Raw genomic sequence first — 25,774 nt, 5'->3', positions numbered from 1 at the left:
GGCTTGGGGAATTTGATGGCCGATTGGATTATTCTGGCCGCGATCAGTCTTGTTTCGTGCTGTTTCGCCGTTCTGTGGCTGTTGCCACGCCGGGCGCAGCGCGACAAGGCTTTTGGTCTGTTTTCGAACACCTCGCTGTTTGATGCCGTATTCCTGTTCGATGGCGACCAACTGATCAGCCATTCTGATTTCGCACTGGCGGGGTTTGAGCATATTGAAAACTGGCTGGACCTGCGGCGCTTGTTGCAAAGGGATTTCCCCACCTTTCCCGAAACTTCCGACAAAGTGCGCAATCAGGGCAAAATCCTGGTATCGGCCATTGACTGCACGGTTGAACGAGAAGTCGTGTGTGAGTGGATCGACGGTATCGTCCGCGTTCGGCTTTGCGAATGCGCCAGGACCTCCCCGGCCGGATCGGTTACCCCAGGCGAACCGACTCGTCTGGCAATGGATCTGGCCCCTTACCCTGTATGGTTGGCGGATAACAACAATCGGGTGCAATGGTGCAATGCCGCCTATGTCGCACTTGTTCAAAAGGCACGTGATCAGGACGCCGATCTGACTGCGCCGCTTTTTGAAAGCCCGGAGGATGCCACAAGACCGACCGGAAAAACCCGCGTGTCGGTGGATGTGGCAGGTACTGATCGCAAGCTTTGGTTCGATTTGACTCGGATCGAACACGAGAACGGTCATCTATGCTATGCCGTTGACGTCAACGCGATTGTCGAGGCGGAAACCGCCCAGCGCAAATTCGTGCAGACCATGACCAAGACCTTTGCCCAATTGTCCATTGGTCTCGCCATTTTTGACCGCAATCGGCAACTGGCCCTGTTCAACCCGGCCCTGATCGATCTGACCACGTTGCCGCCTGATTTCCTCAGTTGCCGCCCCAGCCTGAGCAGTTTCTTCGACCGCTTACGGGATCAACACATGATGCCCGAACCGAAGAATTACCGCAGCTGGCGGCGTCAGATGAACGACCTTCTCGAAGCGGCTGAAGATGGAAACTATCACGAGACGTGGTCGCTGCCATCCGGATCGGTCTATTCCGTCAGCGGCCGCCCGCACCCGGACGGCGCAGTGGCGTTTCTATTCGAGGATATCACCGCCGAAATCACCCTGACGCGGCGCTTTCGATCAGAAATGGATCTGATGCAGTCCATCCTGGACAAACTGGCGGACGCGATTGCCGTCTTTGCAGATGACGGTACGCTGGCCTTCACCAACTATGCGTATCAGAAGCTGTGGGGAGACGCGCACGAGGTCGGGTTCCAAAGCGAAACGGTCACCGATGTCACGCGACGCTGGCAAGACCTCTGTATTGCGACACCGGTTTTGGGTGAGGTGCGGGATTTTGTCGAAATGCGGGAAAACCGCGCCGAATGGACAGCCGAAATCCAGATGAGAACCGGCATTACCGTGGATTGCACCGTCACACCGGTGCATAACGGCGCGACAATCGTGCGGTTTACGCAATCCGAGTTTCCCTCGAAATCCACCGCGATGGAACAGATCAGCGCCTGAACCGGGTTGCAGCCGGTCAGGCGCAAGGCCATTGTGGCGGCATGACACAGACCGCCCGATCTCTGACTTTCAAATCGCCTGAAGACACCGCAGTTTTCGCACGGCAATTGGGAACATCTCTGCGCCCGGGCGATGTCGTTCTGCTGGAGGGCCCGATCGGCAGCGGCAAGACGCATTTCGCGCGCAACCTCATTCAGTCATTGATGGCAGAACCCGAAGATGTGCCCTCGCCAACATTCACTTTGGTCCAGGCTTACGACACGCCATCAGGGGAAATATGGCATTGCGACCTGTATCGTCTGAGCGCAGCCGAAGAAGTTGACGAACTGGGCCTGACGGACGCTTTCGATACGGCAATCTGCCTTGTGGAATGGCCGGACAAGCTGGGACCGTTGGCGCCCCAAGGCGCGTTGACATTGACCTTTGAAACAGACCCTAACAATATCGATTTCCGCCGTGTGACCCTGTCTTGGACTGCTCCGAAATGGGCGGAAAAACTGGAGAGAACTGCATGACTAACAGGACGGTCCTGGCCGAGGCCCTGATTGCGCAATCGCCCTGGGCCGGGGCAACACGCACGCCACTGGCAGGCGATGCCTCGAACCGACGATACGAACGGCTGATTGATCCCACGGACGGGCGCACTGCGGTTTTGATGGACGCGCCACCTGAAAAAAGCAACGATGTTGAACCCTTCGTGCGGGTTGCCGAATACCTCCGATCGGTTGGTCTGAGCGCGCCGGAAATCTATGCCGAAGATACCCAGTACGGTTTCCTGTTGCTGGAAGATCTGGGTGATGATCTTTTTGCGCGCGTGCTGAAAAAAGATCCGGGCAAAGAGCGTGAATTGTACCGGGCCGCCACCGACGTGCTGCTCCACCTGCATCAGGCGCCTTCGCTGTCCTTGCCGTCTTATGATCCGTCCCTGATGACGGAACTGGCGGCATTGGCTTTCACCAAGTATGCGGCCGGTATCCTGGGAACATGTGATGAAGACGCCCTGTCCCGGTTCGAGCACCGGTTCGCGGATATCCTGCATCGTGAAACATCCGGTTCGAAAGTCGTCATTCTCAGGGATTACCACGCGGAAAACCTGTTGTGGCTGCCGCAGCGCGAAGGTGTGAAGCGCGTCGGGTTGCTGGACTTTCAGTTGGCCATGCTGGGGCATCCGGCCTACGATCTGGTGTCTCTGCTACAGGACGTACGCCGAGATGTCTCGGCCGGTATCGAAATGCAGATGATCAACCACTACATCTCTGCGTCAGGTATGGACGACCATGATTTCCGCGCGGCCTACAGTGTTTTGGGGGCCCAGAGAAACCTGCGTATCCTTGGCGTCTTCGCACGTCTGGCGACGGAATATGGCAAACCTCACTATGTGGACATGATCCCGGCCGTCTGGGCACATCTGATTCGCGATCTGGATCACCCTGCCCTGGTTTCGGTGGCGTCCCTGCTGCACGAAGCTTTGCCCAGGCCCACACCGGAAAACCTGGCCAAGTTGAGAGCGCAATGACCGGATCGCCATTTGCCGCAATGCTGTTCGCAGCCGGGTTCGGCACCCGCATGGGCGCGCTGACCAAAGACCGGCCCAAGCCATTGATCGAAGTGGCGGGGCGACCACTGATTGATCATGCGCTGGATCTTGTCGAAGATCTTGATCCCGTCCGTACCGTTGCCAACCTGCACTATCACGCTGATCAGCTCGCGGCGCATCTCGGTCCCAAAGGCGTTCTGCTGTCTCGGGAAGACCCTGAAATCCTGGAAACGGGTGGCGGATTGCGGGCGGCTTTGCCGATGCTGGGCACCGACCCCGTATTCACGTTGAACACGGATGCGATCTGGTCAGGGCCAAACCCTTTGACCCTGTTGCAGCACGCCTGGGACCCGGGTCGTATGGATGCGCTGCTGATGTGTGTTCCAGTTGCGAGAACCGATGGTCATATTGGATCGGGTGATTTCACCGCTGGAAAAGATGGACGGATCACGCGCGGTCCTGGTCTGGTTTACGGCGGGGCCCAGATCCTCAAGGCCCAGGGTTTGCATTCGTTCTCGCAAACTGCGTTTTCACTCAACCTGCTCTGGAACCAAATGCTCGATCAGGGTCGGCTTTTTGCGGTCGAATACCCGGGACGCTGGTGCGACGTAGGTCGTCCGGAAGGCATCGCGCTGGCCGAGGGTTTGCTGGCTGATGTTTGAATCCGGCTCCCTGCCCCGTGTATTTGCCGTGCCTCCCGGTACGGATTTCCCCACGGCATTGGTCGATGGTCTGCGGCAGCGCTGTTCGGGCCCACCCGAAGCTTTGGCGCGGGTAGAGTTGATCCTGAACACACGACGCATGGAACGGCGCGTCCGCGATCTGTTCAATCAGGGGCCACCTTGCCTTCTGCCGCGTCTCTCGTTGGTGACGGACTTGGGTGAAAGGGTTGATCTGGCGCGGATCCCGCCTGCTATCCCGCCTCTGCGGCGGCGTCTTGAGTTGACTCAGCTTGTATCCAAACTGCTGGAACAACAGCCGGACCTTGCCGCCCGGTCATCGATCTTTGACCTGTCCGACAGTCTTGCCGCGCTGATTGATGAAATGCAGGGCGAAGGCGTATCGCCCGAAGCGATCCGGCAGCTGGACGTCAGCGACATGTCCGGACACTGGTCGCAGGCACAAGCCTTTATCGGCATCGCGGATCAATTCATCGACACCGGCGGGCAGACGATGGATGCACAGGCCCGCCAGCGCCGCGTGGTCGAAAACCTGATCGCGCGATGGCAGATTGCCCCCCCGCAACACCCGGTCATTCTGGCGGGCTCTACCGGGTCCCGCGGCACCACCCTGATGTTGATGGAAGCCATCGCGCGCCTGCCGCAAGGGGCATTGGTGCTGCCCGGATTTGATTTCGACCAGCCGGACCACGTTTGGCAGGGGTTGGATGATGCGTTGACGTCTGAAGATCACCCACAATACCGTTTCCGCAAGTTGATGCGCGCGCTGGAACTTGCACCGGGTCAGATCACCCCATGGACGGATCTATCGGCCCCCTCACCCTCGCGCAACAGCTTGATATCCCTAGCTTTACGTCCGGCACCCGTCACTGACGCCTGGATGACCGAAGGCCCCAGACTGTCCGATATAAAAGGCGCAACCGACGGCCTGACGCTGGTCGAGGCTCAATCGCCGCGCGCCGAGGCGTTGGCCATCGCCCTGCGCCTGCGGCAGGCGGCGGAAACAGGACAGACCGCCGCTTTGATCACGCCGGATCGCATGTTGACCCGCCAGGTCAGCGCCGCGCTGGATCAGTGGAACATCGTGCCGGACGACAGTGCGGGCCTGCCGCTGCAACTTTCCCCGCCGGGACGTTTTCTGCGCCATGTGGCCAACCTGTTCACACGCCGTCTGGAAGGCGAATCGCTGCTGATCCTTTTGAAGCACCCGCTATGTCATGATGGCGGTGATCGCGGAATTCATTTGCTGCACACGCGTGACCTGGAACTTGACCTGCGCCGTCACGGCCCGCCCTTTCCTGACAGTGCAAGCCTTGCGGCTTTTGCGGTGCGCAAAGAGGCCCAGGAAAGCTGGGTGAAATGGGTCGTGCAGCATTTCTGCGACCAGCAGATCACCAGTGAACTGCACCTCGCGGACTGGGTGGCGCGTTTGATGACACTGGCCGAGGCGATCTCGGCCGGCAGCACGGGTGAAACGGGTACTCTGTGGGACAAAAACGCAGGCCAAAAGGCGCTGGAGGTGCTGAATTCGCTCAGCGCAGAGGCGCAGCATGGCGGCGTGATGACGGCTCATGACTTTGCCGATCTGCTGGGTGCTCTGCTTGCGGGTGAAGAAGTTCGTGACCGGGATGCGCCGCATCCGCATATCATGATCTGGGGCACGCTCGAGGCACGGGTGCAGGGCGCCGACCTGCTGATCCTTGGCGGGTTGAATGAAGGAAGCTGGCCAGAGGCGCCAACACCCGATCCCTGGCTGAACCGGCAGATGCGCGACAAAGCGGGGTTGTTGCTGCCCGAACGCCGGATCGGCCTGTCTGCGCATGATTTCCAGCAGGCCATCGGCGCACCCGAAGTGTGGTTGACCCGCGCGACCCGCTCGGATGATGCCGAGACGGTACCGTCGCGCTGGCTGAACCGACTGGCCAACCTGTTGCAGGGTTTGCCGGGTCAGGGTGGCCCCGAAGCTCTGGCCAAAATGCGCGCTCAGGGCGAAAAATGGCTGAACTGGTCCGAGGCACTGGAAGATGCGCCGCCGATCGACCCCGCACCGCGTCCTTCTCCGCGCCCACCGGCCGCCGCACGTCCGCGCCGTCTGTCTGTGACCGAGATAAAGAGGTTGATCCGCGATCCATACGCGATATACGCCAAACATGTGCTTCGGCTGAAACCGCTTGATCCGCTTGTACAGGCCCCCGATGCCTTGCTGAGAGGCATTGTGATTCACGAAATCCTTGAACATTTCATCAAGGACAGCGTCCTCGACAGCGCTTTGCTGACGCGGGACAATTTTCTGAAACGGGCCCATGCCCTTTTGGATCAACACGTCGCCTGGCCGACGGCCCGCAAACTGTGGCTGGCCCGGCTTGAGCGGATCGCGGATGATTTCCTTGGGGCAGAGCTCGCGCGCCGGAAGGATGGTGGCCCCGTGGCATTTGAGGCGGCGATGAAACTGGCACTGCGCCCCCTGGATTTCACCATTGTCGGGCGCGCGGACAGAATCGATTGCAACAGCCGGGGCGCGTTGCGCATCATCGACTATAAAACCGGCGCACCACCGACGGAAAGCCAGCAATCCAAATTTGACAAGCAATTGCTGATCGAGGCGGCCATGGCCGAGCAGGGCGGGATTGAGGGCCTTGACCCGACAAGCGTGGCCGAAGCCATCTTCATCGGTATGGGTGGCAGCTATAAGGAGGTTGCAGCGCCTTTGGACAAAGAACCGACCGACAAGGTTCTTGCCGAGCTGAAAGAGTTGATTTCCGCTTATTTAGAGCCTGATCGGGGGTTTTCGTCCCGTCGTATGCTGCACAAGGATACGGATATGGGTGATTATGATCACCTGGCGCGGTTCGGCGAATGGGACCGGACAGCGGAAACCTACCCCGAGGATCTGACATGAGCCCGCGCAACGACGCAACCGAACGGCAGGTACAGGCCGCGCGCCCCGATGCCTCGACCTGGCTGGCGGCCAATGCCGGGTCCGGCAAAACCCGGGTTCTGACCGACCGTGTGGCGCGTCTGCTGCTGGGCGGGGTCCAGCCTCAGCACATTCTGTGCCTGACCTACACCAAGGCCGCCGCCAGCGAGATGCAGAACAGGTTGTTCAAGCGCCTTGGCGAATGGGCCATGCTGGATGATACCCCCTTGTTGCAGGAGCTGACCGACCTGGGTGTACCCGGCGAAATCGGCTTGGACCGGTTGGCGCAAGCACGCACCCTGTTTGCCCGCGCCATCGAAACGCCGGGAGGTCTGAAAATCCAGACCATCCACTCGTTCTGCGCCTCGTTGCTGCGACGATTCCCGCTCGAGGCTGGCGTCAGCCCGCAGTTCACCGAAATGGAAGACCGCGCAGCAGCCTTGTTGCGAGAGGAAATTGTCGAAGATTTCGCCGCAGGCCCGCAGGCCGGGTTGATTGAAGATGTGGCCCGGTTCGTCACGGATACGGGGTTTGACAAACTGACCGCTGCGATCACGCAAAAACGCAGTCTTTTTGCGCAGCCGCTCGAATGGTCCGATCTGCTGCAACGCTTCGATCTGCCCGCCGGCTTTGACGAAACAGCGCTGCTTGCGCGGGTTTTTCTTGGTGGCGAAGTCGAACTCATCCAGTCCATACTGCCCGCTTTGACCGAAAGCGGAGGCAACAATGCCAAAGCCGCTGCAAAACTGGCCGCGTTCAACGAAGCCAGATTGATACATCTACCCATTTTGGAAAGCGTGTTTCTGACCGGGAAGGGCGCAAAGGAACCCTTCACGGCCAAACTCAACGCTTTTCCGACCAAACCCCTGCGCGAAGGTGTGCTGGCCGACCGGATGCCGCAGATCGAGGCCTTCATGCAGCGGATCGAAACCGCGCGTGAACAACGTCTGGCGCTGGTCGCGGCGCAGAAAACCGCGGTTCTGCACCGCTTTGCCGCAGCCTTCCTGCCGGAATATGAACGGCGCAAACAGTTGCGCGGCTGGCTGGATTTCGACGACCTGATCCTGCGCGCGCGTCAGGTGTTGAACGATCCGGCAGTGGCCGAATGGGTGCTGTACCGATTGGACGGGGGCATCGATCATATTCTTGTGGACGAAGCGCAAGACACCAGCCCCGATCAATGGGACGTGATCGAGAAACTGGCACAGGAATTCACCAGCGGGGAAGGGGCCCGATCCGGGGTCGAGCGGACGATCTTCGTAGTCGGCGACAAGAAACAATCGATCTATTCCTTTCAGGGCGCCGATCCACAGGCCTTTGACAGAATGCAGGAAGAGTTTGGCCGGAAATTGGCTGAATCAGGCTCTAAACTGTGGGATTCGACGTTGGAATACTCGTTCCGATCCTCCAGCGCGATCCTGACTCTGGTCGATATCCTGTTTGAAAACCGCTCTGATGCGGGGTTTCACAAGGACAGTCAGCACCGTGCTTTCAAGGCCGATCTGCCGGGTCGTGTTGATCTTTGGCCCGTCGTCGAAAAAGTAGCGGATGCCGAAGACGGGGATTGGACCGACCCGGTCGATCGTCCCGGCGCACGGCATCACACCGTCATTCTGGCCGAGAAGGTCGCACAGTCGATCAAAGACATGATCGAACAGGGCGAGACGATCCCGGAAGATGGCAAATCCGGCCAATCCGTTCGTCGAAAAGTGCAACCGGGGGATTTTCTGATCCTCGTGCAACGCCGCTCGGACCTGTTCGCCGAGATCATCCGTGCCTGCAAGGCGCTGCATCTGCCCATCGCCGGAGCAGATCGGCTGAAAGTGGGCGCTGAACTGGCTGTCAAGGATCTTGCGGCCTTGCTCAGCTTTCTGGCCACGCCCGAAGACAGCCTGTCCCTGGCGACGGTTCTCAAGTCCCCCTTGTTCGGATGGTCCGAACAGCAGCTTTTCGATCTGGCGCACCGTCGGAAGGAACAGTTCCTTTGGGCCGCACTGCGCAACCGCGCCGAAGAGTTTCCCGAAACCCTGTCGGTACTGAACGATCTGCGCAGCCAGATCGACTTTCTGCGTCCCTATGATCTGATCGAACGTATCCTGACCCGCCATGACGGACGGCGCAAGCTTTTGGGGCGGTTGGGGGCGGAAGCCGAAGACGGCATCAACGCGCTGTTGTCCCAGGCTCTGGCCTATGAGCGAACGGATATCCCCAGCCTGACGGGATTTCTGGTCTGGATGCAGACTGACGATCTGGAAATCAAACGACAGATGAGCGGCGTCGGCAACAGAATCCGGGTGATGACCGTTCATGGCTCAAAAGGGTTGGAGGCGCCGATCGTCATCCTGCCGGATACCGGCAAGCGCCAGCCCCCGCGTGACGCCGAGATCATGCTGGCCGGCGGAACACCCTTGTGGAAAGTGTCGGCGGACGCGTCTCCAAACCTGATCTCGCAGGCGCGGGAAGAGGCGCGCAACCGTGAGGAAAACGAACGGCTTCGGTTGCTATATGTGGCTCTGACACGGGCGGAAAAGTGGTTGATCGTGGCGGCGGCAGGCGATTTGGGGAAAGACGGCAACAGCTGGTATCAGATGGTCGAGGCGGCGATGGATCGGGCCGGGGCCGCGCAGGTGCCGGGTACCGATATCCGCCGCCTGTCCCACGGGGATTGGGGCGCGCTGCCCTTGATCGATCAACCGAACACTGCCGTTCAGCAAGTCGATTTGCCGGATATGTTCCAACATCCGGCACCGGATCCGGTTGCGCCTGCAAGCACGCTCAGCCCTTCGGATCTGGGTGGCCCAAAGGCGTTGCCCGGAGATGCCGGCCTGGATGAAGATGCGGCCAAACTGCGCGGGACCCGCCTGCACCTGTTGCTGGAACACCTTCCCGTGGCCGGTAAAGACCTTTGGCCAGAGCTTTGCGCGCGGTTGCTGCCCGATATGCACGAAACGGACCGGCACGAGATTTTGAACGAAGCCGTAACTGTGCTGACAGCGGAAGGTTTGCAGCCCGTCTTTGCACCTGACACGTTGGCTGAGGTGCCCATTACTGCCGCTCTGAACGGGCAGCGGATACTTGGGGTTGTGGATCGTCTGATCTTGTCGGAATCGGAAGTGCATGTGATTGATTTCAAATCAAATGCCACCGTTCCAGACCGCGCGGAAGACTGCCCCGAAGGCCTGCTGCGACAGATGGGGGCATACGCGCAGGCGCTGGCGCAGATCTATCCGGATCGCAGCATTCGTACCGCCATTCTGTGGACCCGCACGGCGCGGCTGATGTGGTTGCCACACGATCTTGTGACAGATGCTTTGGCCCGCACCCGGATATCTTGACCTTACCCGAAGCGGCACATACGTTCTGTTCCCAAGTTTACCCCATTCAGGAGACAGAATATGTCGACCGTAGCCGTTACCGACGACACCTTTGACGCCGAAGTCAAGAATTCGACCGTTCCCGTGGTCGTGGATTTCTGGGCCGAATGGTGCGGCCCATGCAAGCAAATCGGCCCTGCCCTGGAAGAGCTGGCGGCCGAGTATGGCGACAAGGTCAAAATCGCCAAGGTCGATGTGGACAGCAACCCGAACTCTGCCGCCGCCATGGGTGTGCGTGGCATCCCTGCGCTGTTCATCTTCAAGGACGGTCAGGTCGTTTCCAACCGCGCGGGCGCGGCGCCCAAAGCTGCCCTGCAAAGCTGGATCGACGAATCCATCTGATCTGGTTCTAACAGATTATCTCGAAGGCGCCTCAGATCGGGGCGCCTTTTCTATTGAAGACATCGGAGACACCAATGGCAAAAACGCGGGTCCTTGTGGAATTCGGGATGGGCACATCCCTGCGCCGGATGGACTATACCCAGGCGTCACTGCGGGCGATCAAGGATGCGCTTTGGCACAACTCGGTCAACATGGCGGAACTGTTCGGGTTTCCGAAAGAGGCGATGATCATAGATGCCGAAATAGGGGTTCAGCAGCCGGATCAGGTGGACACCGAAGCGTTGAAGGCTGTCTTTCCCTATGGTCACCCCAACATCACTGTCACCGAAGGCGGGCTGGACATCGCAAAGCCCCACAGTGACGGGCACACCGTCATCGCCAACGCCGCCCTGATCGTTTCCTTCGACATGGAGCCCGCGCAATGAGTGAAAAACGCATCATACTCGAGATGGGAACAGGTAACGATCTGTACGGCCAGGACTATACCAAGGCAGCCCGCCGCGCGGTGCAGGATGCTTTGCACCATTCATCCATCACGTTGTTTTCAAAGCTGGGGATCGACCATTCCGAAATGCGCGTCAGCGTCACGATCGGGGTGCAGGATCCTGAACAGGTGGATTGCGATCTGGTTGCCTCGGATCTGCCGCGGGGCAGGGCCGAGGTTCGCGCAGTCAAAGGTGGGCTTGACGTTGTCGACGAAGAAGCGGGAACACGACACGTGGTTGCAACTGCGTCGATCGAGGCGTTTCTGCCTGATCTTGCCGGAAAATACGTTCAGGGCTGAACAAAGAAAAAGCCGCTCGGAAATCCGTGCGGCTGTCTTTGGTTGCTGATCTGCGGGAACATCAGAGATCGGCGATGTCTGCGCGGCTCAGGCCGATATCGTCAAGCTGGGCGTCGCTGAGTTCCGACAGAAGTTTGCGGGTTTTGCGGGATTCTTTCCATTCGACAACGGTGTTGACGACATTGATGAACGCGTCCACTACGTGCAGGATGGTAGCTGCTCCGAGCGGCGCATGAATGTTAGCTGTGGTTGCCATGTGCGCGGTCCTTTGTGAAGAAACAGCCGACCCGTTGTCGGTTGTAGGCCCCATGTAGTCCTGCATGCCCGGACTCACAATTGCTGGTCCGGTAACCCCGGAATGCGTTTTTTGCATATCTTTTGGGCAATTGAAGAACGGGTTGCGCCAACCTGCGACCCAGCCCATATATACCGCCAGCGAAAACGGAGACGATCATGGCAGACAACGACTTTCCCGGTTGGCACGGCACGACGATCATTGGCGTCAAGAAAGACGGCCAGATCGTCATAGCTGGTGATGGGCAGGTCAGCCTGGGTCAAACCGTGATCAAGGGCACGGCCCGCAAGGTGCGTCGTCTGTCCCCCGGAGGATCCGAAGTTGTCGCCGGCTTTGCCGGGTCGACGGCCGACGCCTTCACCTTGCTGGAACGGCTGGAGGCCAAGCTCGAGGCGACACCGGGCCAACTTGCCCGTGCTTCTGTGGAATTGGCCAAAGACTGGCGTACCGACAAATACTTGCAAAAGCTCGAGGCGATGCTGATCGTCACGGACGGCAAGGACATGTTCGTGATCACCGGGGCGGGTGACGTATTGGAACCTGAACACAACGTGGCCGCCATCGGATCCGGGGGCAATTTTGCCCTGGCCGCTGCCCGCGCGATGATGGACAGTGACAAGTCGGCGGAAGAGGTCGCGCGTCAGGCAATGGCCATCGCGGCCGATATCTGTGTCTATACCAATGGCAATCTGACGGTTGAGACGATCTCAGGCTAACAGCGCCGAGATCTCCTTGCCTTTCCAGCGGCGATGCATGCCGATCAGGCCAATGATCGCTGCGATGATTACGATGTAATAGGGCACGCGGATATCGATGCTCATCAATCCGCCCCCGATCAGCGACATGATCCCGCCCGCTAGGCAGAACACGGCAGTGGTCACACCCATGACCCAGCCCTGATCCGCTTCGCTGACGCTGGAAGAGAACAGCCCAAGCATGGTGGGGTAGGCGACTCCGAACAGGAAATAGAAGAAAAAGACCGGCACATAACTGAACACGCCGCTTGGGCTGAAGGCGAACGCGAAGCCGCAAATCACCATGACGATGAGTGACGTGTGGATTATCGCATGTTTGCTGAATTTCTCCTGCGCGGGTTTCACTAGAAACGTGCTGGAGAAGGCCAGCGCCACACCGATAACGACCATCGCCATGCTGCCGCCGATGACTCCGTATCCGAAGGCGCTGGTCAGGAAATTGTCGACAAAGACGTAGAAGGTGACATTGGCGATCATGAAGAACGAATAGACCGGCAGGATCTTCAACACCATCGGATGACCACGCACCGCCATCAAACTGTCTGTTATGTCACGGGGACGGAAAACAAAGGGCGCGCGATCCGTTCGGGTATCCTGAAAGAAAAACAGGACCAGAAAGATTGCAATCAGCACAAGGACAAATGCGCCGTAAAAGGGCGTTCTCAGCGTGGCGAAACCGCCCAGCAGGGCGGCGTCAGACAAGACCGCGCCGATGATCGGCCCGCCCACAAGGCCAAAGCTGACGCCCGTCACGATATAGCCCATGTTCCGGTCCCGGTCTGTCGCGTCGGTGCTGCCGTCGATCATCGCCGCTTGCGCAATGGGTTGGTTGCCCGCAGTGAACCCGGTGATCGAACGCCCGACGATCAGCAGAAGAAGGCTGTTGAGATATAGCGCGGCAATGGTCAGGGCATAGCCGGCCAGAGCACCGCCCAGGCACACCAGCAAAGCGTTCTTGCGCCCGATCGAATCCGATACTTTCGAAACATAGACAACGCCCAGAAACCAAGACAGGAAAAAGCACCCGATCACGAGGCCGTAATAGAAATGCCTGCGCCCCTCGGGCGTGTTTTCGGGCAGAAACCCGGATTTCGTTTCCATGATCAGCGAGTTGATGATGGGAAAGACCAGCCCCTGTCCGATCAGATCCACAAACACCACAAACAGAAGGGTAATCTTGGCAATATTTGTCATGTCATACGCTCCTGACCCTCAAACCCTTGAAATCACTGTAGCAGAGGGTTCGCACATTCCCCAAGCAAAGCATTTGCAAACCTGAGCCGGCATTGCTAACCAACGCGGCCATGAATACAGGCTTGGTTGTTTTCGCCCGCGCGGTGATTACCTAAGCCGCATGACACAAATGCCGACCGAAAGGACTGCCCTTTGACCGACCTGACCCCGCGCGAGATTGTCTCGGAACTGGATCGCTTCATCATCGGGCAGAAGGACGCCAAGCGCGCCGTAGCCGTCGCCCTGCGCAATCGCTGGCGCCGCAAGCAATTGCCGGACGACATCCGGGAGGAAGTCTATCCCAAGAACATCCTGATGATCGGCCCCACCGGCGTCGGCAAGACCGAAATCAGCCGCCGTCTGGCCAAACTGGCACGCGCGCCGTTTATCAAGGTCGAGGCCACCAAGTTCACCGAAGTCGGATATGTCGGTCGTGATGTGGAACAGATCGTGCGCGATCTGGCAGATGCGGCCATCCTGCAAACCCGCGAGTTCATGCGCGAAGACGTCAAGGCCAAAGCCCATCAGGCCGCCGAAGATCGGGTGATCGAAGCCATTGCAGGCGCGGATGCGCGCGAAGGCACGCGCGAGATGTTCCGCAAAAAGCTGAAAGCCGGCGAACTGGACGACACGGTGATCGAGCTGGAACTGTCCGACACCTCGAACCCGATGCCGATGTTCGACATTCCGGGGCAGCCGGGCGGTCAGATGGGCATGATGAATCTGGGCGACATTTTCGGCAAGGCCTTTGGTGGACGGACCGTCAAGAAACGCATGACCGTCGCCGAAAGCTATGATGCGCTGATCGGGGAAGAGGCCGACAAGCTGCTGGATGATGAAACCGTCACCCGCACCGCGTTGGAATCCGTCGAACAGAACGGCATCGTATTTCTGGATGAGATCGACAAGGTCTGCGCCCGCTCTGACGCACGCGGCGGCGATGTCAGCCGCGAAGGCGTGCAGCGCGACCTTCTGCCCTTGATCGAGGGAACCACCGTCAGCACCAAGCACGGCCCGGTCAAAACGGATCATATCCTGTTCATCGCCTCGGGTGCGTTTCACATCGCCAAACCGTCGGATCTGTTGCCGGAATTGCAAGGGCGCCTGCCGATCCGCGTCGAACTCCGCGCCCTGACCGAAGAAGACTTCGTGCGCATCCTGACCGAAACCGACAATGCCCTGACCTTGCAATACACGGCGTTGATGGGCACCGAAGACGTGACCGTCAGCTTTACCGAGGACGGCATCGCGGCGTTGGCGAAGATTGCGGCTGACGTGAACCAGAGCATCGAAAACATCGGCGCGCGGCGGCTCTATACCGTCATGGAGCGGGTTTTCGAAGAACTGTCCTTCGCTGCACCGGACAAAGCCGGTTCAGAGATCACCATTGATGCACAGTTCGTCAGCGACAATCTTGGTGAATTGACCAAGTCCTCTGATCTGAGCCGTTACGTTTTGTAACACGGCCAGCCGTTTTTTGCCGTTGTTTTGGTCTTGCCATGCTGGACGTCGCGCAGGAATAGGCTAGCGTGTGCACAAGTCACCCCGAGGTCTGGCCCGTGCTGCGATACTTCGTCATTCTGTTCATATCCTTTTCGCTCAGCGCCTGTGTCGACCGGACGGTGTCCGAGGTCGTGCCCGGTGCCGTGAACATCGGAACACCTGAAACCATCTTCGCAAGCACGACCCGCGCGCGTGAGGTCGATGGATCCTATGGATTCCGACGCGGTGAAACGCTCAGGTTCCTGGAAACGACGGTTTCTATTCCACCCACGCACACTCCGGGTACGCTCCGCTTCTCCTACGCGAACCCGAATCCGCGGAAAGAATTCGTTCTGGCAGACGTGACCGAGTTGGATGGACCGCAGGGGCTGCGCAAACACCTGCGAGGACAGGATGACGTCACTATCTTTGTGCACGGCTACAATTCGACCCAGACCGAAACGATCTTCCGCGCGGCGCAGCTGACACATGACATCGGCCTCCCCGGATCAACGCTGGTGTATTCCTGGCCCAGCCGCGCGACGGGCTATGGATACGCCTATGATCTGGACAGTATGCTCTTCGCCCGCGACGGGTTGGAACAGACCATCCGCGAACTGAAAGCCATGGGTGTCAAACGCGTTATTCTGGTCGCGCATTCCATGGGCGGTGCGTTGACGATGGAGATGATGCGGCAAACCGAATTGCAGGAACCCGGCTGGGCCAAGCGAAACATCGAAGGGGTCGTTCTGATCTCGCCTGACCTTGATCTTGATCTGTTTCGCTCGCAGATGAAACGTATCGACAACCCCCCCGATCCGTTCATCGTAATGGTGTCGCAAAAGGACAAGATCCTGAACATCTCGGGCCGCTTGCGTGGCACGGATGAGGGCCAGCGGTTGGGGAACATCAGTTCGGTTGACTCGCTCGAGGAATTCCCGATCAGCGTGATCGACACGACTGCTTTCAACAGTGACGCGGCATCCTCGCATTTCGTTGCCGCGACCTCTCCGGCTTTATTGTCGATCCTCAACTCGTTGCGGCGTGTCAACAATACCTTCGGGCGTGAAGATCGACCGACCATTGATATTCTGGTGCCACCCAGCGAGCGCAATCCAGACGGGGCCACTGAAATTGTTCTGACGGAAACCGGGCAGGCACAGGTTACCACTCCGTGACGCGGTTCAAGCTGCGTCGGTATCTTCTGGACAATGCCACCTGGCTTGGCGCCGGCGTTCTTCTGACGTTTTTGTCCAGCTTCGGGCAGACATTCTTCATCTCGATCTTTGCCGGTGAAATCCGCGCGGAATTCGGCCTCGGCCACGGTGCGTGGGGTGGGCTATACACATTGGGCACAACCCTGTCGGCCATCGTGATGATCTGGGCCGGAGGACTGACGGATATCTTTCGCGTCCGGGTGCTGGGTCCGGCGGTTCTGGCTGGGTTGGCCCTGGCCGCCCTTGCCATGGCGCTGAATACCTGGCTGCTCCTGTTGCCAGTGGTGATTTTTCTGTTGCGCCTGCTGGGTCAGGGGATGAGCACACATCTGGCCGCGGTCGCCATGGCGCGGTGGTTTACGGTCACGCGGGGCAAGGCGCTTTCCATTGCATCCATCGGCTATGCCATCGGTGAGGCCCTGCTGCCCCTGATCTTTGTTGCAGCCATGGTTTACCTGGACTGGCGTTGGCTGTGGGTGGTCGCGGCAGGGATGACTGCCTTGGGAATACCCGTGTTGATGCGGCTGTTGCGCGAGGAACGAACACCGCAAAGCCTTGCCAGCGAATCCTCTGCCATTGGGATGCAGGGTCGCCACTGGAGCCGTCGCGACGCGCTGTTTGACCCCTTGTTCTGGTTCATGGTGCCCGCCGTGCTTGCGCCATCGGCATTCATCACCGCGTTTTTCTTCCATCAGGTCTATTTCGCCGAGGTCAAAGGCTGGCAGCATATCCAACTGGTCGCTCTGTTCCCGATCTTTACCGGAGTATCACTGCTGTCGATGTTTGCTGCGGGCTGGGCATTGGACAAATGGGGCACTGCACGCATCATGCCATTCTATCAGCTTCCGATGGCGGTTGGGTTTGTGATTCTGGGCATGACTGAATCAATCAGCGGCGCGACGATCGGGTTGGTGTTTCTTGGCCTGACGGTCGGAGCGAACAGCACGTTGCCCAGCGCGTTCTGGGCAGAATTCTATGGGACCCGGCATATCGGGGCCATCAAGGCGATGGCTGCGGCTGTCATGGTACTGGGGTCAGCCATCGGCCCAGGTCTGACCGGCGTTCTGATTGACCTTGGTATCCCGCTGAGCATTCAGTTTTTCTGGATTGGCCTGCTCTTCGTGCTGGTATGCAGCCTTGTTTGGGTCGGTATTTCCCGCGCGTGTCGCGACCTTTAACGCACCCGCCTGAGATACACGTAATACGCCCCGTCTCCGCCGTGGCTTATATGAGCCGGCGTGACCTGCAACACCGCCTGGGCCAGCGGTGGAATCGACAACCAGTGAGGAACCTGATTTCGCAGAACACCTCGCGGCGTCGGAATCGGACCGGGCTCGTCCCGATCCTTGCCTTTGCCGGTCACGACCAAAACCAGACGCTTACCCTGTGCTTGCGCGCTCAGGATGAATCGGATCAGCGCGGGATGGGCCGAAGCCACCCGCATACCGTGCAGATCCAGCTTGCCTTCGGGTTTCAGCTTGCCGCGCTTCATCCGACCAAAGGCCTTGTTGTCCATCTGAACCGGTGCATTGCGCAACGCATCCGTCACCGTGGGCTTCAGGTCGTTCGGTTTCGGTTTCGACTGATGGGCCTGTCCAAGTTCGAATGCCTGAAAACGGGGTTTCGGGGTTTTCTTGGGCTTGGGTTTCGGCAAAGAGGTCGGATGGATCGTCTGCGGGATTTCCGGGTGCAGCCTCTCGGCCTGTTTGGCGACCTTGCGCCACAGCTCGATCTCTTCGCTTGTCAGTTTGCGCCGGGTCATCAGAATTCATCCGGCAGCAGGGCATAGGCACGCTGGATGGGCAGCAACAGCACCATCCGACCAGGATCCTTCAGCTTGCCCGCGGCCTGACCGGCTTCGTCCCCCGTTCCGAAAAAGATATCGGCCCGCTGCGCGCCTTTGATGGCCGCACCTGTATCCTGCGCAATCATCAGGCGGTGGATCGGTTCCTTGCCGTCTTTTTCCACCCACACCGGCGCACCCAGCGGGGTATAGGCCGGATCAGCTGCGATGCTGCGCATGGTCGTGACAGATCGGTTCATGGCGCCCAGCGGCCCAAGCTCGGGCGCGACACGTGAAACTTCGCGGAAAAACACGTATGATGGGTTGTGGAGCAGCAATTCCGCGCCGGCCTCGGGGTTCTTGCGCACCCAGGCGCGGATCATCTGCGCGCTGACCTCATGCGCGCCAAGAATGCCGCGCCGCACCAGTTCCACGCCAATTGACCTGTAGGGATGCCCGTTCGCACCGCCATACCCGACGCGCAAAGCGCCGCCATCCGGCAATCGAACGCGGCCCGAACCCTGGATTTGCAGAAAAAACAACTCTACAGGGTCATCGACCCAGGCAATCTCAAGCCCGCGGCCCTGCATGACATCACTGGTCAGGATTTCTCGCCGGCTCAGCCAGGGCCCCTCAGCGCGGGCCTCGGGCGGCATTTTGTAGATGGGGTATTTGAAACGATCCGTCCGGGTACGTGCACCATCAAGTTCGGGTTCGAAATACCCCGTGAACAGGGCATCCTCACCATCCTCGACCAGAACAGGGCGAAAAAAGAGCTCAAAGAACGACCGTGCCGCTTCGGCATCATAGGTTCTTGCCACACCGCACAGGGCCCGCCAATCGGGATCCTTCAGATCCCCGCAGGTGTTCAGAAAAACTGACAGGGCTGCACCGTGGTCATCCTCGGCCCAGCCACGCAGATCTTCGAACGACAGAATGGATCGCGTTGCCTCGGCCCCGGCAGCGCTGGCAGTGGTCATTGCACCCACCAGTAAAAGCGACCGGAGCGTGGCAATCATGCGTCCGTGGCAACAAGCAGCCAGTTCGGATCGTCCTTGCCCATCACACGGGCAAAGGTCCAGCTGTCCTTTTGGCGTTTCACGGTGTTGGGGCTGCCTTCGACGATATCGCCACCGCGATCCCGCACGACCGATGTCAGTTCACCCACGAATTTCATGGTGATCTCGGCCTGATTGGTATCCTTGTCGAATTTCACATCCGTCAGGGTCGTCTCTCGGACACCGATGAACTCGGCCTCGATCGTCAGGCCCTGATCTTCTCGTGCGGCGACGCCCGCAACGAAGGATTCAAAAACTTCTTCCGACAGGAATGGCTGGATCTCGTCCAGGTTGCCCTTCTCAAACCCCATCACGATCATTTCATAGGCACCGCGGGCACCCTGAACAAACTCGGTGACGGAAAAACCGGGTTCAACGCGTTTCATCCCCGCCAGCGTCTGTGCCAGCTCGCTGTCTTCCGGGACATGGTCTGTGATGTCATGATCCGGGCCGCCTTCGATCACTTCGAAATCGCGGCGCGACTTATGCGCTTCGGGCTGCTGCTGCACAGGCGGTTTCTCAAAACCTTCACGCGTGCCCAACACGCTCTTGAGGCGCAGGATCAGGAAAACGGCAATTCCGGCCAGGACCAGCAACTGGATCATGGGTTCGTTCATTTCATCCTCTTTTCAGGACCGCGGCTTTGTATACGCGGCCTCATGCCACTATGTAGGTGACCGTAGGTGGCAAGTCCACAGCCCGGCCTAAGGGAAAGGATAACGCAAATGTATCTGTTCTTGGCATTTTTGTTGGTGCCCATCATCGAGATCGCGCTGTTTATTCAGGTTGGCGGGTTGATCGGCTTGTGGCCAACCCTTGCCATCGTAGTGCTGACGGCGGTTTTGGGCACTGTTTTGGTGCGGACACAAGGTCGCATGGCGTTGGGAAACCTGCAACGGTCGTTTGCCGAACTGGACGACCCGACCGAGCCGCTGGCTCATGGTGCGATGATCCTGTTGTCGGGCGCTTTGTTGCTTACACCGGGATTCTTCACTGATGCCATTGGATTTGCGTTGCTTGTTCCCGGCGTGCGGGTTGCGGTTTTCAGGTATCTCAGATCGAAAGTCACCGTTACCCGGTTTCAGATGGGCCAAGGCCCCGGTTTTCAGTCTCGGGGAAATCCGTTCGATCAGGGTGACATCATAGATGGCGACTTTACCGAGGTCCGCCCGAAAAATGATCCGTCAAAACCGTCTAAATGGGTGGAAGGCCCCCACCGGCATTGAGGTGCCGCGCCCAACTTGATAAGCAGTGGCGAATTTCATTTTTGGAGTAGATCCATGGCCGAAGAAAAAGCTGCAGAAAACACTGCGGCCAAAGCCGCCCCGCAAGTTCAGATGCGTGTTCTGGGGCAGTTCATCCGCGACATGTCCTTTGAGAACGTTATGGCCCAGAAGGGTGTTTCCGGTGACGTACAGCCCGAAATCGCGGTTCAGGTGAATCTGGATGCCAAGAAGCGCCCGGCTGACCACCAGTTCGAAGTGTCGATCAAGCTGAACCTGACATCCAAAGCCAAAGGCCTAGAAGACGTTCTGTTCCTGTGTGAACTGGACTATTGCGGCCTGTTCCACGTGGAAGGTGTGCCGGAAGACCAGCTGCACCCGTTCCTGATGATCGAATGCCCGCGGATGCTGTTCCCGTTCCTGCGCCGCATCGTCAGCGACATCACCCGTGACGGCGGTTTCCCACCGGTGAATCTGGACAATATCGATTTCGTCGCCCTGTACCGCAACGAATTGATGCGTCGTCAGGCCGAACAGTCCCAGAAGACAGACGCCTGAGGGTTTGGCCCGTGCCTGACGGGTTCAGGTGCGGGTCCATAGGGCATTTTCGCCCAGTTTTTCTATGAATGCATCATGTGCCGCGCGTTCATCCTCGGTAATACGAGACGGCAGTGGCGTTGCTCGTGGTGCCGGTCGCCAATCATCGCCGCCGCCTGCCACGGATGATGCAGATGTTGACAGTCCAAAATCGGGCTGTCGTCCTCCGATCAGCTCAAGATAAACCTCGGCCAGGATTTCCGAGTCGAGCAACGCGCCGTGCAGCACACGGTTCGAGTTGTCGATATTGAAGCGACGGCAAAGCGCATCCAGTGAGGCCGGCGAACCGGGAAACCGTTTGCGCGCAATCGCCAGCGTATCCAGCGCCTGTTCCATCGGGATGAGCGGGGCACCCATCCATTTCAGTTCGGCATTCAGGAACTTCATGTCGAAAGATGCATTGTGGATCACCAGCCGCGCATCGCCGACGAATTCGCGAAAAGCGTGACCGACCTTGGCAAAAACCGGTTTGTCTTTCAGCGTCACTTCACCCTTTTCCGGCGGACGTGGGTTTTCCAACAGGTCCGGGCCGATGCCATGCACGCCAAATGCCTCTTCCGGCATCGAACGTTCGGGGTTGATGTAGACGTGATAAGTCTCACCCGTTGCGACGTGGTTCCACAGTTCAACGGCGCCGATTTCCACGATCCGATCACCGCTTTCGGGATCGAAACCCGTGGTTTCGGTGTCGAGTACAATTTCACGCATCTGCCATCCCCGCCCGTATTTGCCTGACCACATCCTGCACCTGCGCGCGGGCGTGGTCCAGAGTGTCGGTCACGATGACGTAATCCGACCGCGCGCATTTTTCTTCATTCGGCATCTGCTTGGCGCGGATTTGCTCGAACTGCGCCTCGGTCATTGTGCCCCGTTCCATGACACGCCGCTTTTGCTCGTCGGCCGGGATCGAAACACAAGCCACCGCGTCCATCGCCGCGTCACCGCCCGTTTCAAACAAAAGCGGAATGTCGAAGACCAAGATGTCGTTTGTCGCGGCTTCACGAAATGCAGCGCGGTCAGCAGCGACCAGAGGGTGGACAATGGCTTCGATGGCCTTCAGCGCAGCAGGATCGGCGGCAATTATCTGTTTCAGCGCCTCCCGGTTGACCGCTCCGTCCTGAATGGCTGACGGAAACAATCGTTCCATGGGGCCAACGGCCGCGCCCTCCCTGGAATACAGGCGATGCACCGCCGCGTCCGCATCCCACAAGGCACAACCTTCTTCGACGAACATCTGCGCCGTTGTGCTTTTCCCCATGCCGATGGAACCGGTCAGGCCAAGCGCAAAACTCATGCCAAGGCCGCCGCACGTGCATCAGCATCAACTTCGGGGCGCACGCCGAACCAGCGTTCGAAACCGGGCACTGCCTGATGCAACAACATGCCCAGCCCATCGACTGCGGTGCATCCAGCCTGTTCAGCGGTTTGCAACAGGCGGGTTTTCAATGGCGCATAAACCAGATCCGTCACCACGGCACCGGGCTGCAACCCGTCAAGGGGAACCCGCAATTCCGGTTGGCCTTGCATGCCCAACGAAGTGGTGTTCACCACGAGTTCTGCGTTTTCGATGACATTTCCGGCCTGAACCCAATCCACCACGTGGATACGTTGACCGAATTCCTCTTTCAGATGATCCGCTCGGGCGCGGGTTCGGTTGGTCAGCAGGATTTCCGGAACACCCGCGTCAGACAATGCCTGCAACACGGCGCGCGCGGCCCCTCCGGCCCCGAAGACAACAGCCGGTCCGTCCTTTGCATTCCAGTCTGGCGCACCGGTGCGAAGATTCTCCATGAACCCGTACCCGTCAGTGTTATCCGCGTGGATCGAGCCATCTTCACGAAACACCAGAGTGTTCGCCGCACCTATCACCGTTGCGCGGTCAGACGCATGATCCGCGATCTTCAGAGCGGCTTCCTTGTGGGGAACGGTCACATTGGCGCCGACAAAACCCGCCTTGGGTAGGGTGCGCAGCACAGTTTCCAGGTCGGCGGGTGCCACATCCATCGGGATGTAATGACCGGCAAGACCGTATGTCTTCAACCAATGACCATGCAGTTTGGGGGATCGTGAGTGACCAATGGGATGTCCAATCACACCGGCCAAAGGAACCCGATAGTCCGTCATTGATCGATTACCCCTTTGACAGCCAGAAAGTTGAGCAGTTCCAACAGGGGCATACCCAAAACGTTAAAATAGTCGCCGTCAATGGTGGCGAACAGGCGGACACCTTCTTCCTCCAGCTTGTAAGCTCCGACGGCGTGGCGGATACTGTCCCAGTTTCGCGCGACGTAATCTTTCAGATAGGCGTCGGAACTGGCCCGCATCCGCAATCGTACCTGCCCCACATGCCTCCAGACCGGCTGAGCATTCTGATAGATCACCGCTGCGGACAAAAGCATATGCCGCTTGCCACGCATGGCTTTCAGCTGAGCCAACGCCTGTTCGGGGGTTTCCGGCTTTGACATCAGCTGACCGTCAAAATCCAGAACCTGATCGCATCCCAGCACCATGGCACCGGGGTTTTTGTCGCTGACCTTCCGTGCCTTCATTTCTGCGAGTGTATCGGCAATGTCCCGCGGAGATGCGTTTTCAGCCAGCAGGGCGCGTTTGGCCGTCTCTTCATCCACGCGCGCGGCTTGAACCAAAAACGGTACGCCTGCATTTTCAAGCAGCTGCGCGCGAATAGCAGACCCGGAAGCAAGAAGAATGGGGACAGACATGTGGAAAACCCCGTGTGCAAATCATTGAGAGTTCAGGGGTGCTTTGTATGGTTTTCCAGTTGACACGCAACCCCGGGGATTTCGCGCCAGAGATCCCCGAGTCGCTCAAATCCCATCCCGTCCGGACAAGGATAAGTCAGTTTCTCTGGAAAAGCCCGATATCCCAAATTCTCCTACCAGTTATCCCCAAGTGGAACAAGGAATACTGATAATAAATAATTGATTTTAAATGATAAAAATATCCACCAACAGAATCACATGAAAAATTCCGTGTTCTGTCCACCTGGGGAAAACACTTGTGTAAAAAAGTAATCCACGGATTTTACTCACCCTACAAAACCATCATCCTTTTTCTTTTCTTATTTTTTTATTAGGGAGGGTTCCGAACAACGCCCGGAGCCGAAATGACCGATCTTCTGTTCACTTTGTACCCATGGGTGAAATCGCTCCATATCATGGCGGTGATTTCTTGGATGGCGGGCCTGTTCTATCTGCCCAGGTTGTTTGTCTATCACGTCGAAAAGGCACAGGCCGTAGAAGGCGCACAGGACATTTTCTTTGAAATGGAAGAAAAGCTGCTGCGTGTGATCATGAGACCGGCGATGATCGTTGCGTGGGTTTGTGGTTTGATCATGGTGTTCACGCCGGGCATCGTGGGGTGGGATTGGAGCTGGCCTTGGGTCAAGGGCGCTGCCGTAATCGGCATGACCTGGTTTCATCACTGGCTGATGGCGCGACGCAAGGATTTTCTGGAAGGGCGAAACATGCTCAGTGGGCGGCAGTTTCGCATGATGAACGAGGTCCCGACCGTTTTGATGGTTGCCATCGTTCTGGCGGTTGTTCTGAAGTTCTGAGGGCCTGTTTGACTCCGCCCGGCACTGCGCTTATGTAGGGATCAACACGCCCGTCCGGGCGGCGTATCTTCCATACTGAAATTCCACTTCGTGCCGCGCTGTCAGCGGTGAAGGTATATATCATGACAACCGAATCCCTGAATCTTGCTGATCTGAAAGCCAAAAGCCCCAAAGACCTTCTGGCGATGGCCGAAGAGCTGGAGATCGAAAACGCCTCGACCATGCGCAAGGGCGAGATGATGTTCCAGATCCTGCGTGAACGCGCCGATGAAGGCTGGACCGTTGGTGGCGATGGCGTGCTTGAAGTGCTTCAGGACGGTTTCGGCTTCCTGCGCTCGCCCGAGGCGAACTATCTGCCCGGCCCGGATGACATCTATGTCTCGCCCGAGATGATCCGCCAGCACTCATTGCGGACAGGGGATACCGTGGAAGGCGAGATCAAAGCCCCGGATGAGAATGAGCGCTATTTCGCGCTGACGAAGGTGACCAAGATCAACTTCGAAGACCCGGAAAAGGCCAAGCACAAGATCCTGTTCGACAACCTGACGCCGCTTTATCCGGATGAGCGGCTGAAGATGGAGATCGAGGATCCGACCATCAAGGACAAATCGGCCCGGGTGATCGACCTGGTCGCGCCGATCGGCAAGGGCCAGCGGTCGTTGATCGTGGCGCCGCCGCGCACCGGTAAGACGGTGATCCTGCAAAACATCGCGCATTCGATCGAGCGCAACCACCCGGAATGCTACCTGATCGTCCTGCTGATCGACGAACGCCCGGAAGAAGTCACCGACATGCAGCGTTCGGTGAAGGGCGAGGTGGTATCCTCGACCTTTGATGAACCCGCGACCCGCCACGTGGCCGTGTCGGAAATGGTCATCGAAAAAGCCAAGCGTTTGGTCGAGCATAAACGAGATGTTGTTATTCTTCTCGACTCGATCACAAGACTTGGTAGAGCCTTTAACACAGTGGTTCCATCCTCGGGTAAGGTTCTGACCGGTGGTGTGGACGCAAACGCCCTGCAACGGCCCAAGCGTTTCTTTGGTGCGGCGCGGAACATCGAGGAAGGCGGATCGCTGACCATCATCGCAACCGCACTGATCGATACCGGCAGCCGGATGGACGAGGTCATCTTTGAGGAATTCAAAGGTACAGGCAACTCGGAAATCGTTCTGGATCGCAAGATCGCGGACAAGCGTGTGTTCCCGGCCATCGACATCCTCAAATCCGGCACGCGGAAAGAGGATCTTTTGGTCGACAAGGGCGATCTGGCCAAGACCTTCGTTCTGCGGCGTATCCTCAACCCGATGGGCACGACCGACGCAATCGAGTTCTTGTTGTCCAAGTTGAAGCAGACAAAGACAAACAGCGAATTCTTCGATTCCATGAACACCTGACACTG

General features: G+C 58.4%; 26 protein-coding genes. 17 read left to right on the top strand and 9 right to left on the bottom strand.

Annotation, left to right across the window (positions count from 1 at the left end):
* Positions 1 to 15 precede the first annotated feature (15 nt).
* From GS612_RS11660 to GS612_RS11620, 9 genes are all read left to right on the top strand, one after another.
* The gene (locus GS612_RS11660; protein ID WP_171640475.1) at positions 16 to 1,524 is read left to right on the top strand and encodes a PAS-domain containing protein; all 1,509 of its coding nucleotides are present in this window, start codon (positions 16 to 18) and stop codon (positions 1,522 to 1,524) included.
* 41 nt (positions 1,525 to 1,565) lie between these two features.
* Positions 1,566 to 2,039, top strand: coding sequence for a tRNA (adenosine(37)-N6)-threonylcarbamoyltransferase complex ATPase subunit type 1 TsaE (gene tsaE / locus GS612_RS11655; RefSeq protein ID WP_171230168.1), 474 nt, complete (start codon positions 1,566 to 1,568; stop codon positions 2,037 to 2,039).
* Complete coding sequence (locus GS612_RS11650; protein WP_171640472.1) at positions 2,036 to 3,040, top strand: aminoglycoside phosphotransferase family protein; 1,005 nt, start codon at positions 2,036 to 2,038, stop codon at positions 3,038 to 3,040. Before tsaE ends, GS612_RS11650 begins: the two co-directional genes overlap by 4 nt.
* Entirely contained in the window at positions 3,037 to 3,723 is a 687-nt protein-coding gene (locus GS612_RS11645; protein ID WP_171616659.1) for a nucleotidyltransferase family protein, read from the top strand. Before GS612_RS11650 ends, GS612_RS11645 begins: the two co-directional genes overlap by 4 nt.
* On the top strand, positions 3,716 to 6,640 hold the full coding sequence (addB, locus tag GS612_RS11640) for a double-strand break repair protein AddB (RefSeq protein ID WP_171640470.1): 2,925 nt from the start codon (positions 3,716 to 3,718) through the stop codon (positions 6,638 to 6,640). Before GS612_RS11645 ends, addB begins: the two co-directional genes overlap by 8 nt.
* Positions 6,637 to 9,993, top strand: coding sequence for a double-strand break repair helicase AddA (gene addA, locus GS612_RS11635; protein WP_171640468.1), 3,357 nt, complete (start codon positions 6,637 to 6,639; stop codon positions 9,991 to 9,993). The genes addB and addA overlap by 4 nt, the downstream gene beginning before the upstream one ends.
* An 18-nt stretch (positions 9,994 to 10,011) precedes the next feature.
* Positions 10,012 to 10,374, top strand: a complete 363-nt coding sequence (gene trxA / locus GS612_RS11630; protein ID WP_367396964.1) for a thioredoxin — start codon at positions 10,012 to 10,014, stop codon at positions 10,372 to 10,374.
* A 74-nt stretch (positions 10,375 to 10,448) separates the two neighbouring features.
* Entirely contained in the window at positions 10,449 to 10,799 is a 351-nt protein-coding gene (locus GS612_RS11625) for a Lin0512 family protein (RefSeq protein WP_171640466.1), read from the top strand.
* On the top strand, positions 10,796 to 11,158 hold the full coding sequence (locus GS612_RS11620; RefSeq protein ID WP_171640464.1) for a Lin0512 family protein: 363 nt from the start codon (positions 10,796 to 10,798) through the stop codon (positions 11,156 to 11,158). Before GS612_RS11625 ends, GS612_RS11620 begins: the two co-directional genes overlap by 4 nt.
* A gap of 61 nt (positions 11,159 to 11,219) precedes the next feature.
* Here the strand turns inward: GS612_RS11620 and GS612_RS11615 are convergent, their stop codons facing one another.
* Complete coding sequence (locus GS612_RS11615) at positions 11,220 to 11,414, bottom strand: DUF1127 domain-containing protein (RefSeq protein ID WP_171640561.1); 195 nt, start codon at positions 11,412 to 11,414, stop codon at positions 11,220 to 11,222.
* Between the two features lie 197 nt (positions 11,415 to 11,611).
* Here GS612_RS11615 and hslV point away from each other — a divergent pair, with 197 nt between their 5' ends.
* Complete coding sequence (gene hslV, locus GS612_RS11610; protein WP_152459628.1) at positions 11,612 to 12,169, top strand: ATP-dependent protease subunit HslV; 558 nt, start codon at positions 11,612 to 11,614, stop codon at positions 12,167 to 12,169.
* On the opposite strand, the gene GS612_RS11605 is transcribed toward hslV, so the two are convergent.
* Positions 12,161 to 13,402, bottom strand: coding sequence for an MFS transporter (locus tag GS612_RS11605; RefSeq protein WP_171640462.1), 1,242 nt, complete (start codon positions 13,400 to 13,402; stop codon positions 12,161 to 12,163). The genes hslV and GS612_RS11605 overlap by 9 nt on opposite strands.
* Positions 13,403 to 13,594: 192 nt before the next feature.
* Here GS612_RS11605 and hslU point away from each other — a divergent pair, with 192 nt between their 5' ends.
* From hslU to GS612_RS11590, 3 genes are all read left to right on the top strand, one after another.
* Positions 13,595 to 14,902: an ATP-dependent protease ATPase subunit HslU gene (gene hslU / locus GS612_RS11600; protein WP_171640460.1), complete on the top strand. Its 1,308-nt coding sequence runs from the start codon at positions 13,595 to 13,597 to the stop codon at positions 14,900 to 14,902.
* Between the two features lie 98 nt (positions 14,903 to 15,000).
* Complete coding sequence (locus GS612_RS11595) at positions 15,001 to 16,101, top strand: alpha/beta fold hydrolase (protein ID WP_171640559.1); 1,101 nt, start codon at positions 15,001 to 15,003, stop codon at positions 16,099 to 16,101.
* The gene (locus tag GS612_RS11590) at positions 16,098 to 17,318 is read left to right on the top strand and encodes an MFS transporter (RefSeq protein WP_171640458.1); all 1,221 of its coding nucleotides are present in this window, start codon (positions 16,098 to 16,100) and stop codon (positions 17,316 to 17,318) included. Before GS612_RS11595 ends, GS612_RS11590 begins: the two co-directional genes overlap by 4 nt.
* Here the strand turns inward: GS612_RS11590 and GS612_RS11585 are convergent.
* Genes GS612_RS11585 through GS612_RS11575 form a run of 3 tightly spaced genes read right to left on the bottom strand, consistent with a single transcriptional unit; the run spans position 17,315 to position 19,598 of the window.
* Positions 17,315 to 17,902, bottom strand: a complete 588-nt coding sequence (locus GS612_RS11585; protein WP_171230156.1) for a Smr/MutS family protein — start codon at positions 17,900 to 17,902, stop codon at positions 17,315 to 17,317. The two genes, GS612_RS11590 and GS612_RS11585, sit on opposite strands and share 4 nt — an antisense overlap.
* A complete protein-coding gene (locus GS612_RS11580) occupies positions 17,902 to 18,942 on the bottom strand; it encodes a murein transglycosylase A (protein WP_171640456.1) in 1,041 nt (346 codons plus the stop codon). Before GS612_RS11580 ends, GS612_RS11585 begins: the two co-directional genes overlap by 1 nt.
* Positions 18,939 to 19,598: a Tim44/TimA family putative adaptor protein gene (locus GS612_RS11575; RefSeq protein WP_171640454.1), complete on the bottom strand. Its 660-nt coding sequence runs from the start codon at positions 19,596 to 19,598 to the stop codon at positions 18,939 to 18,941. Before GS612_RS11575 ends, GS612_RS11580 begins: the two co-directional genes overlap by 4 nt.
* A 108-nt stretch (positions 19,599 to 19,706) precedes the next feature.
* Here GS612_RS11575 and GS612_RS11570 point away from each other — a divergent pair, with 108 nt between their 5' ends.
* Positions 19,707 to 20,207, top strand: a complete 501-nt coding sequence (locus GS612_RS11570; protein WP_171640452.1) for an FxsA family protein — start codon at positions 19,707 to 19,709, stop codon at positions 20,205 to 20,207.
* Positions 20,208 to 20,261: 54 nt separating this feature from the next.
* Complete coding sequence (gene secB, locus GS612_RS11565; protein ID WP_152459620.1) at positions 20,262 to 20,762, top strand: protein-export chaperone SecB; 501 nt, start codon at positions 20,262 to 20,264, stop codon at positions 20,760 to 20,762.
* Positions 20,763 to 20,786: 24 nt separating this feature from the next.
* Here secB and dnaQ read toward each other — a convergent pair whose 3' ends face one another.
* Genes dnaQ through GS612_RS11545 form a run of 4 tightly spaced genes read right to left on the bottom strand, consistent with a single transcriptional unit; the run spans position 20,787 to position 23,521 of the window.
* Complete coding sequence (gene dnaQ / locus GS612_RS11560) at positions 20,787 to 21,509, bottom strand: DNA polymerase III subunit epsilon (protein ID WP_171640450.1); 723 nt, start codon at positions 21,507 to 21,509, stop codon at positions 20,787 to 20,789.
* Complete coding sequence (gene coaE, locus GS612_RS11555; RefSeq protein WP_171640448.1) at positions 21,502 to 22,095, bottom strand: dephospho-CoA kinase; 594 nt, start codon at positions 22,093 to 22,095, stop codon at positions 21,502 to 21,504. Before coaE ends, dnaQ begins: the two co-directional genes overlap by 8 nt.
* On the bottom strand, positions 22,092 to 22,925 hold the full coding sequence (locus GS612_RS11550) for a shikimate dehydrogenase (RefSeq protein WP_171640446.1): 834 nt from the start codon (positions 22,923 to 22,925) through the stop codon (positions 22,092 to 22,094). Before GS612_RS11550 ends, coaE begins: the two co-directional genes overlap by 4 nt.
* Positions 22,922 to 23,521, bottom strand: coding sequence for a nucleoside triphosphate pyrophosphatase (locus tag GS612_RS11545; protein WP_171230149.1), 600 nt, complete (start codon positions 23,519 to 23,521; stop codon positions 22,922 to 22,924). The genes GS612_RS11550 and GS612_RS11545 overlap by 4 nt, the downstream gene beginning before the upstream one ends.
* Before the next feature lie 404 nt (positions 23,522 to 23,925).
* Between GS612_RS11545 and GS612_RS11540 the strand changes: the two genes are divergently transcribed.
* Positions 23,926 to 24,375, top strand: a complete 450-nt coding sequence (locus GS612_RS11540; protein WP_152459615.1) for a CopD family protein — start codon at positions 23,926 to 23,928, stop codon at positions 24,373 to 24,375.
* A gap of 122 nt (positions 24,376 to 24,497) precedes the next feature.
* The gene (rho, locus tag GS612_RS11535; RefSeq protein WP_152459614.1) at positions 24,498 to 25,769 is read left to right on the top strand and encodes a transcription termination factor Rho; all 1,272 of its coding nucleotides are present in this window, start codon (positions 24,498 to 24,500) and stop codon (positions 25,767 to 25,769) included.
* The last annotated feature ends 5 nt before the right edge of the window (positions 25,770 to 25,774 follow it).

This window comes from Ruegeria sp. HKCCD6157 (genome assembly GCF_013110685.1).
Taxonomy (GTDB): domain Bacteria; phylum Pseudomonadota; class Alphaproteobacteria; order Rhodobacterales; family Rhodobacteraceae; genus Ruegeria.
Note: the sequence above shows the minus strand (reverse complement) of the source record. Positions and strands in the feature narration are given on the sequence as shown.

Excerpts from the sequence above, each read along its gene's own strand:
- GS612_RS11660 (WP_171640475.1), top strand. The coding sequence starts at position 16 with ATGGCCGATTGGATTATTCTGGCCGCGATCAGTCTTGTTTCGTGCTGT.
- tsaE (WP_171230168.1), top strand. The coding sequence starts at position 1,566 with ATGACACAGACCGCCCGATCTCTGACTTTCAAATCGCCTGAAGACACC.
- GS612_RS11650 (WP_171640472.1), top strand. The coding sequence starts at position 2,036 with ATGACTAACAGGACGGTCCTGGCCGAGGCCCTGATTGCGCAATCGCCC.
- GS612_RS11645 (WP_171616659.1), top strand. The coding sequence starts at position 3,037 with ATGACCGGATCGCCATTTGCCGCAATGCTGTTCGCAGCCGGGTTCGGC.
- addB (WP_171640470.1), top strand. The coding sequence starts at position 3,716 with ATGTTTGAATCCGGCTCCCTGCCCCGTGTATTTGCCGTGCCTCCCGGT.
- addA (WP_171640468.1), top strand. The coding sequence starts at position 6,637 with ATGAGCCCGCGCAACGACGCAACCGAACGGCAGGTACAGGCCGCGCGC.
- GS612_RS11625 (WP_171640466.1), top strand. The coding sequence starts at position 10,449 with ATGGCAAAAACGCGGGTCCTTGTGGAATTCGGGATGGGCACATCCCTG.
- GS612_RS11620 (WP_171640464.1), top strand. The coding sequence starts at position 10,796 with ATGAGTGAAAAACGCATCATACTCGAGATGGGAACAGGTAACGATCTG.
- GS612_RS11615 (WP_171640561.1), bottom strand. The coding sequence starts at position 11,414 with ATGGCAACCACAGCTAACATTCATGCGCCGCTCGGAGCAGCTACCATC.
- hslV (WP_152459628.1), top strand. The coding sequence starts at position 11,612 with ATGGCAGACAACGACTTTCCCGGTTGGCACGGCACGACGATCATTGGC.
- GS612_RS11605 (WP_171640462.1), bottom strand. The coding sequence starts at position 13,402 with ATGACAAATATTGCCAAGATTACCCTTCTGTTTGTGGTGTTTGTGGAT.
- GS612_RS11585 (WP_171230156.1), bottom strand. The coding sequence starts at position 17,902 with ATGACCCGGCGCAAACTGACAAGCGAAGAGATCGAGCTGTGGCGCAAG.
- GS612_RS11580 (WP_171640456.1), bottom strand. The coding sequence starts at position 18,942 with ATGATTGCCACGCTCCGGTCGCTTTTACTGGTGGGTGCAATGACCACT.
- GS612_RS11575 (WP_171640454.1), bottom strand. The coding sequence starts at position 19,598 with ATGAACGAACCCATGATCCAGTTGCTGGTCCTGGCCGGAATTGCCGTT.
- GS612_RS11570 (WP_171640452.1), top strand. The coding sequence starts at position 19,707 with ATGTATCTGTTCTTGGCATTTTTGTTGGTGCCCATCATCGAGATCGCG.
- secB (WP_152459620.1), top strand. The coding sequence starts at position 20,262 with ATGGCCGAAGAAAAAGCTGCAGAAAACACTGCGGCCAAAGCCGCCCCG.
- dnaQ (WP_171640450.1), bottom strand. The coding sequence starts at position 21,509 with ATGCGTGAAATTGTACTCGACACCGAAACCACGGGTTTCGATCCCGAA.
- coaE (WP_171640448.1), bottom strand. The coding sequence starts at position 22,095 with ATGAGTTTTGCGCTTGGCCTGACCGGTTCCATCGGCATGGGGAAAAGC.
- GS612_RS11550 (WP_171640446.1), bottom strand. The coding sequence starts at position 22,925 with ATGACGGACTATCGGGTTCCTTTGGCCGGTGTGATTGGACATCCCATT.
- GS612_RS11545 (WP_171230149.1), bottom strand. The coding sequence starts at position 23,521 with ATGTCTGTCCCCATTCTTCTTGCTTCCGGGTCTGCTATTCGCGCGCAG.
- GS612_RS11540 (WP_152459615.1), top strand. The coding sequence starts at position 23,926 with ATGACCGATCTTCTGTTCACTTTGTACCCATGGGTGAAATCGCTCCAT.
- rho (WP_152459614.1), top strand. The coding sequence starts at position 24,498 with ATGACAACCGAATCCCTGAATCTTGCTGATCTGAAAGCCAAAAGCCCC.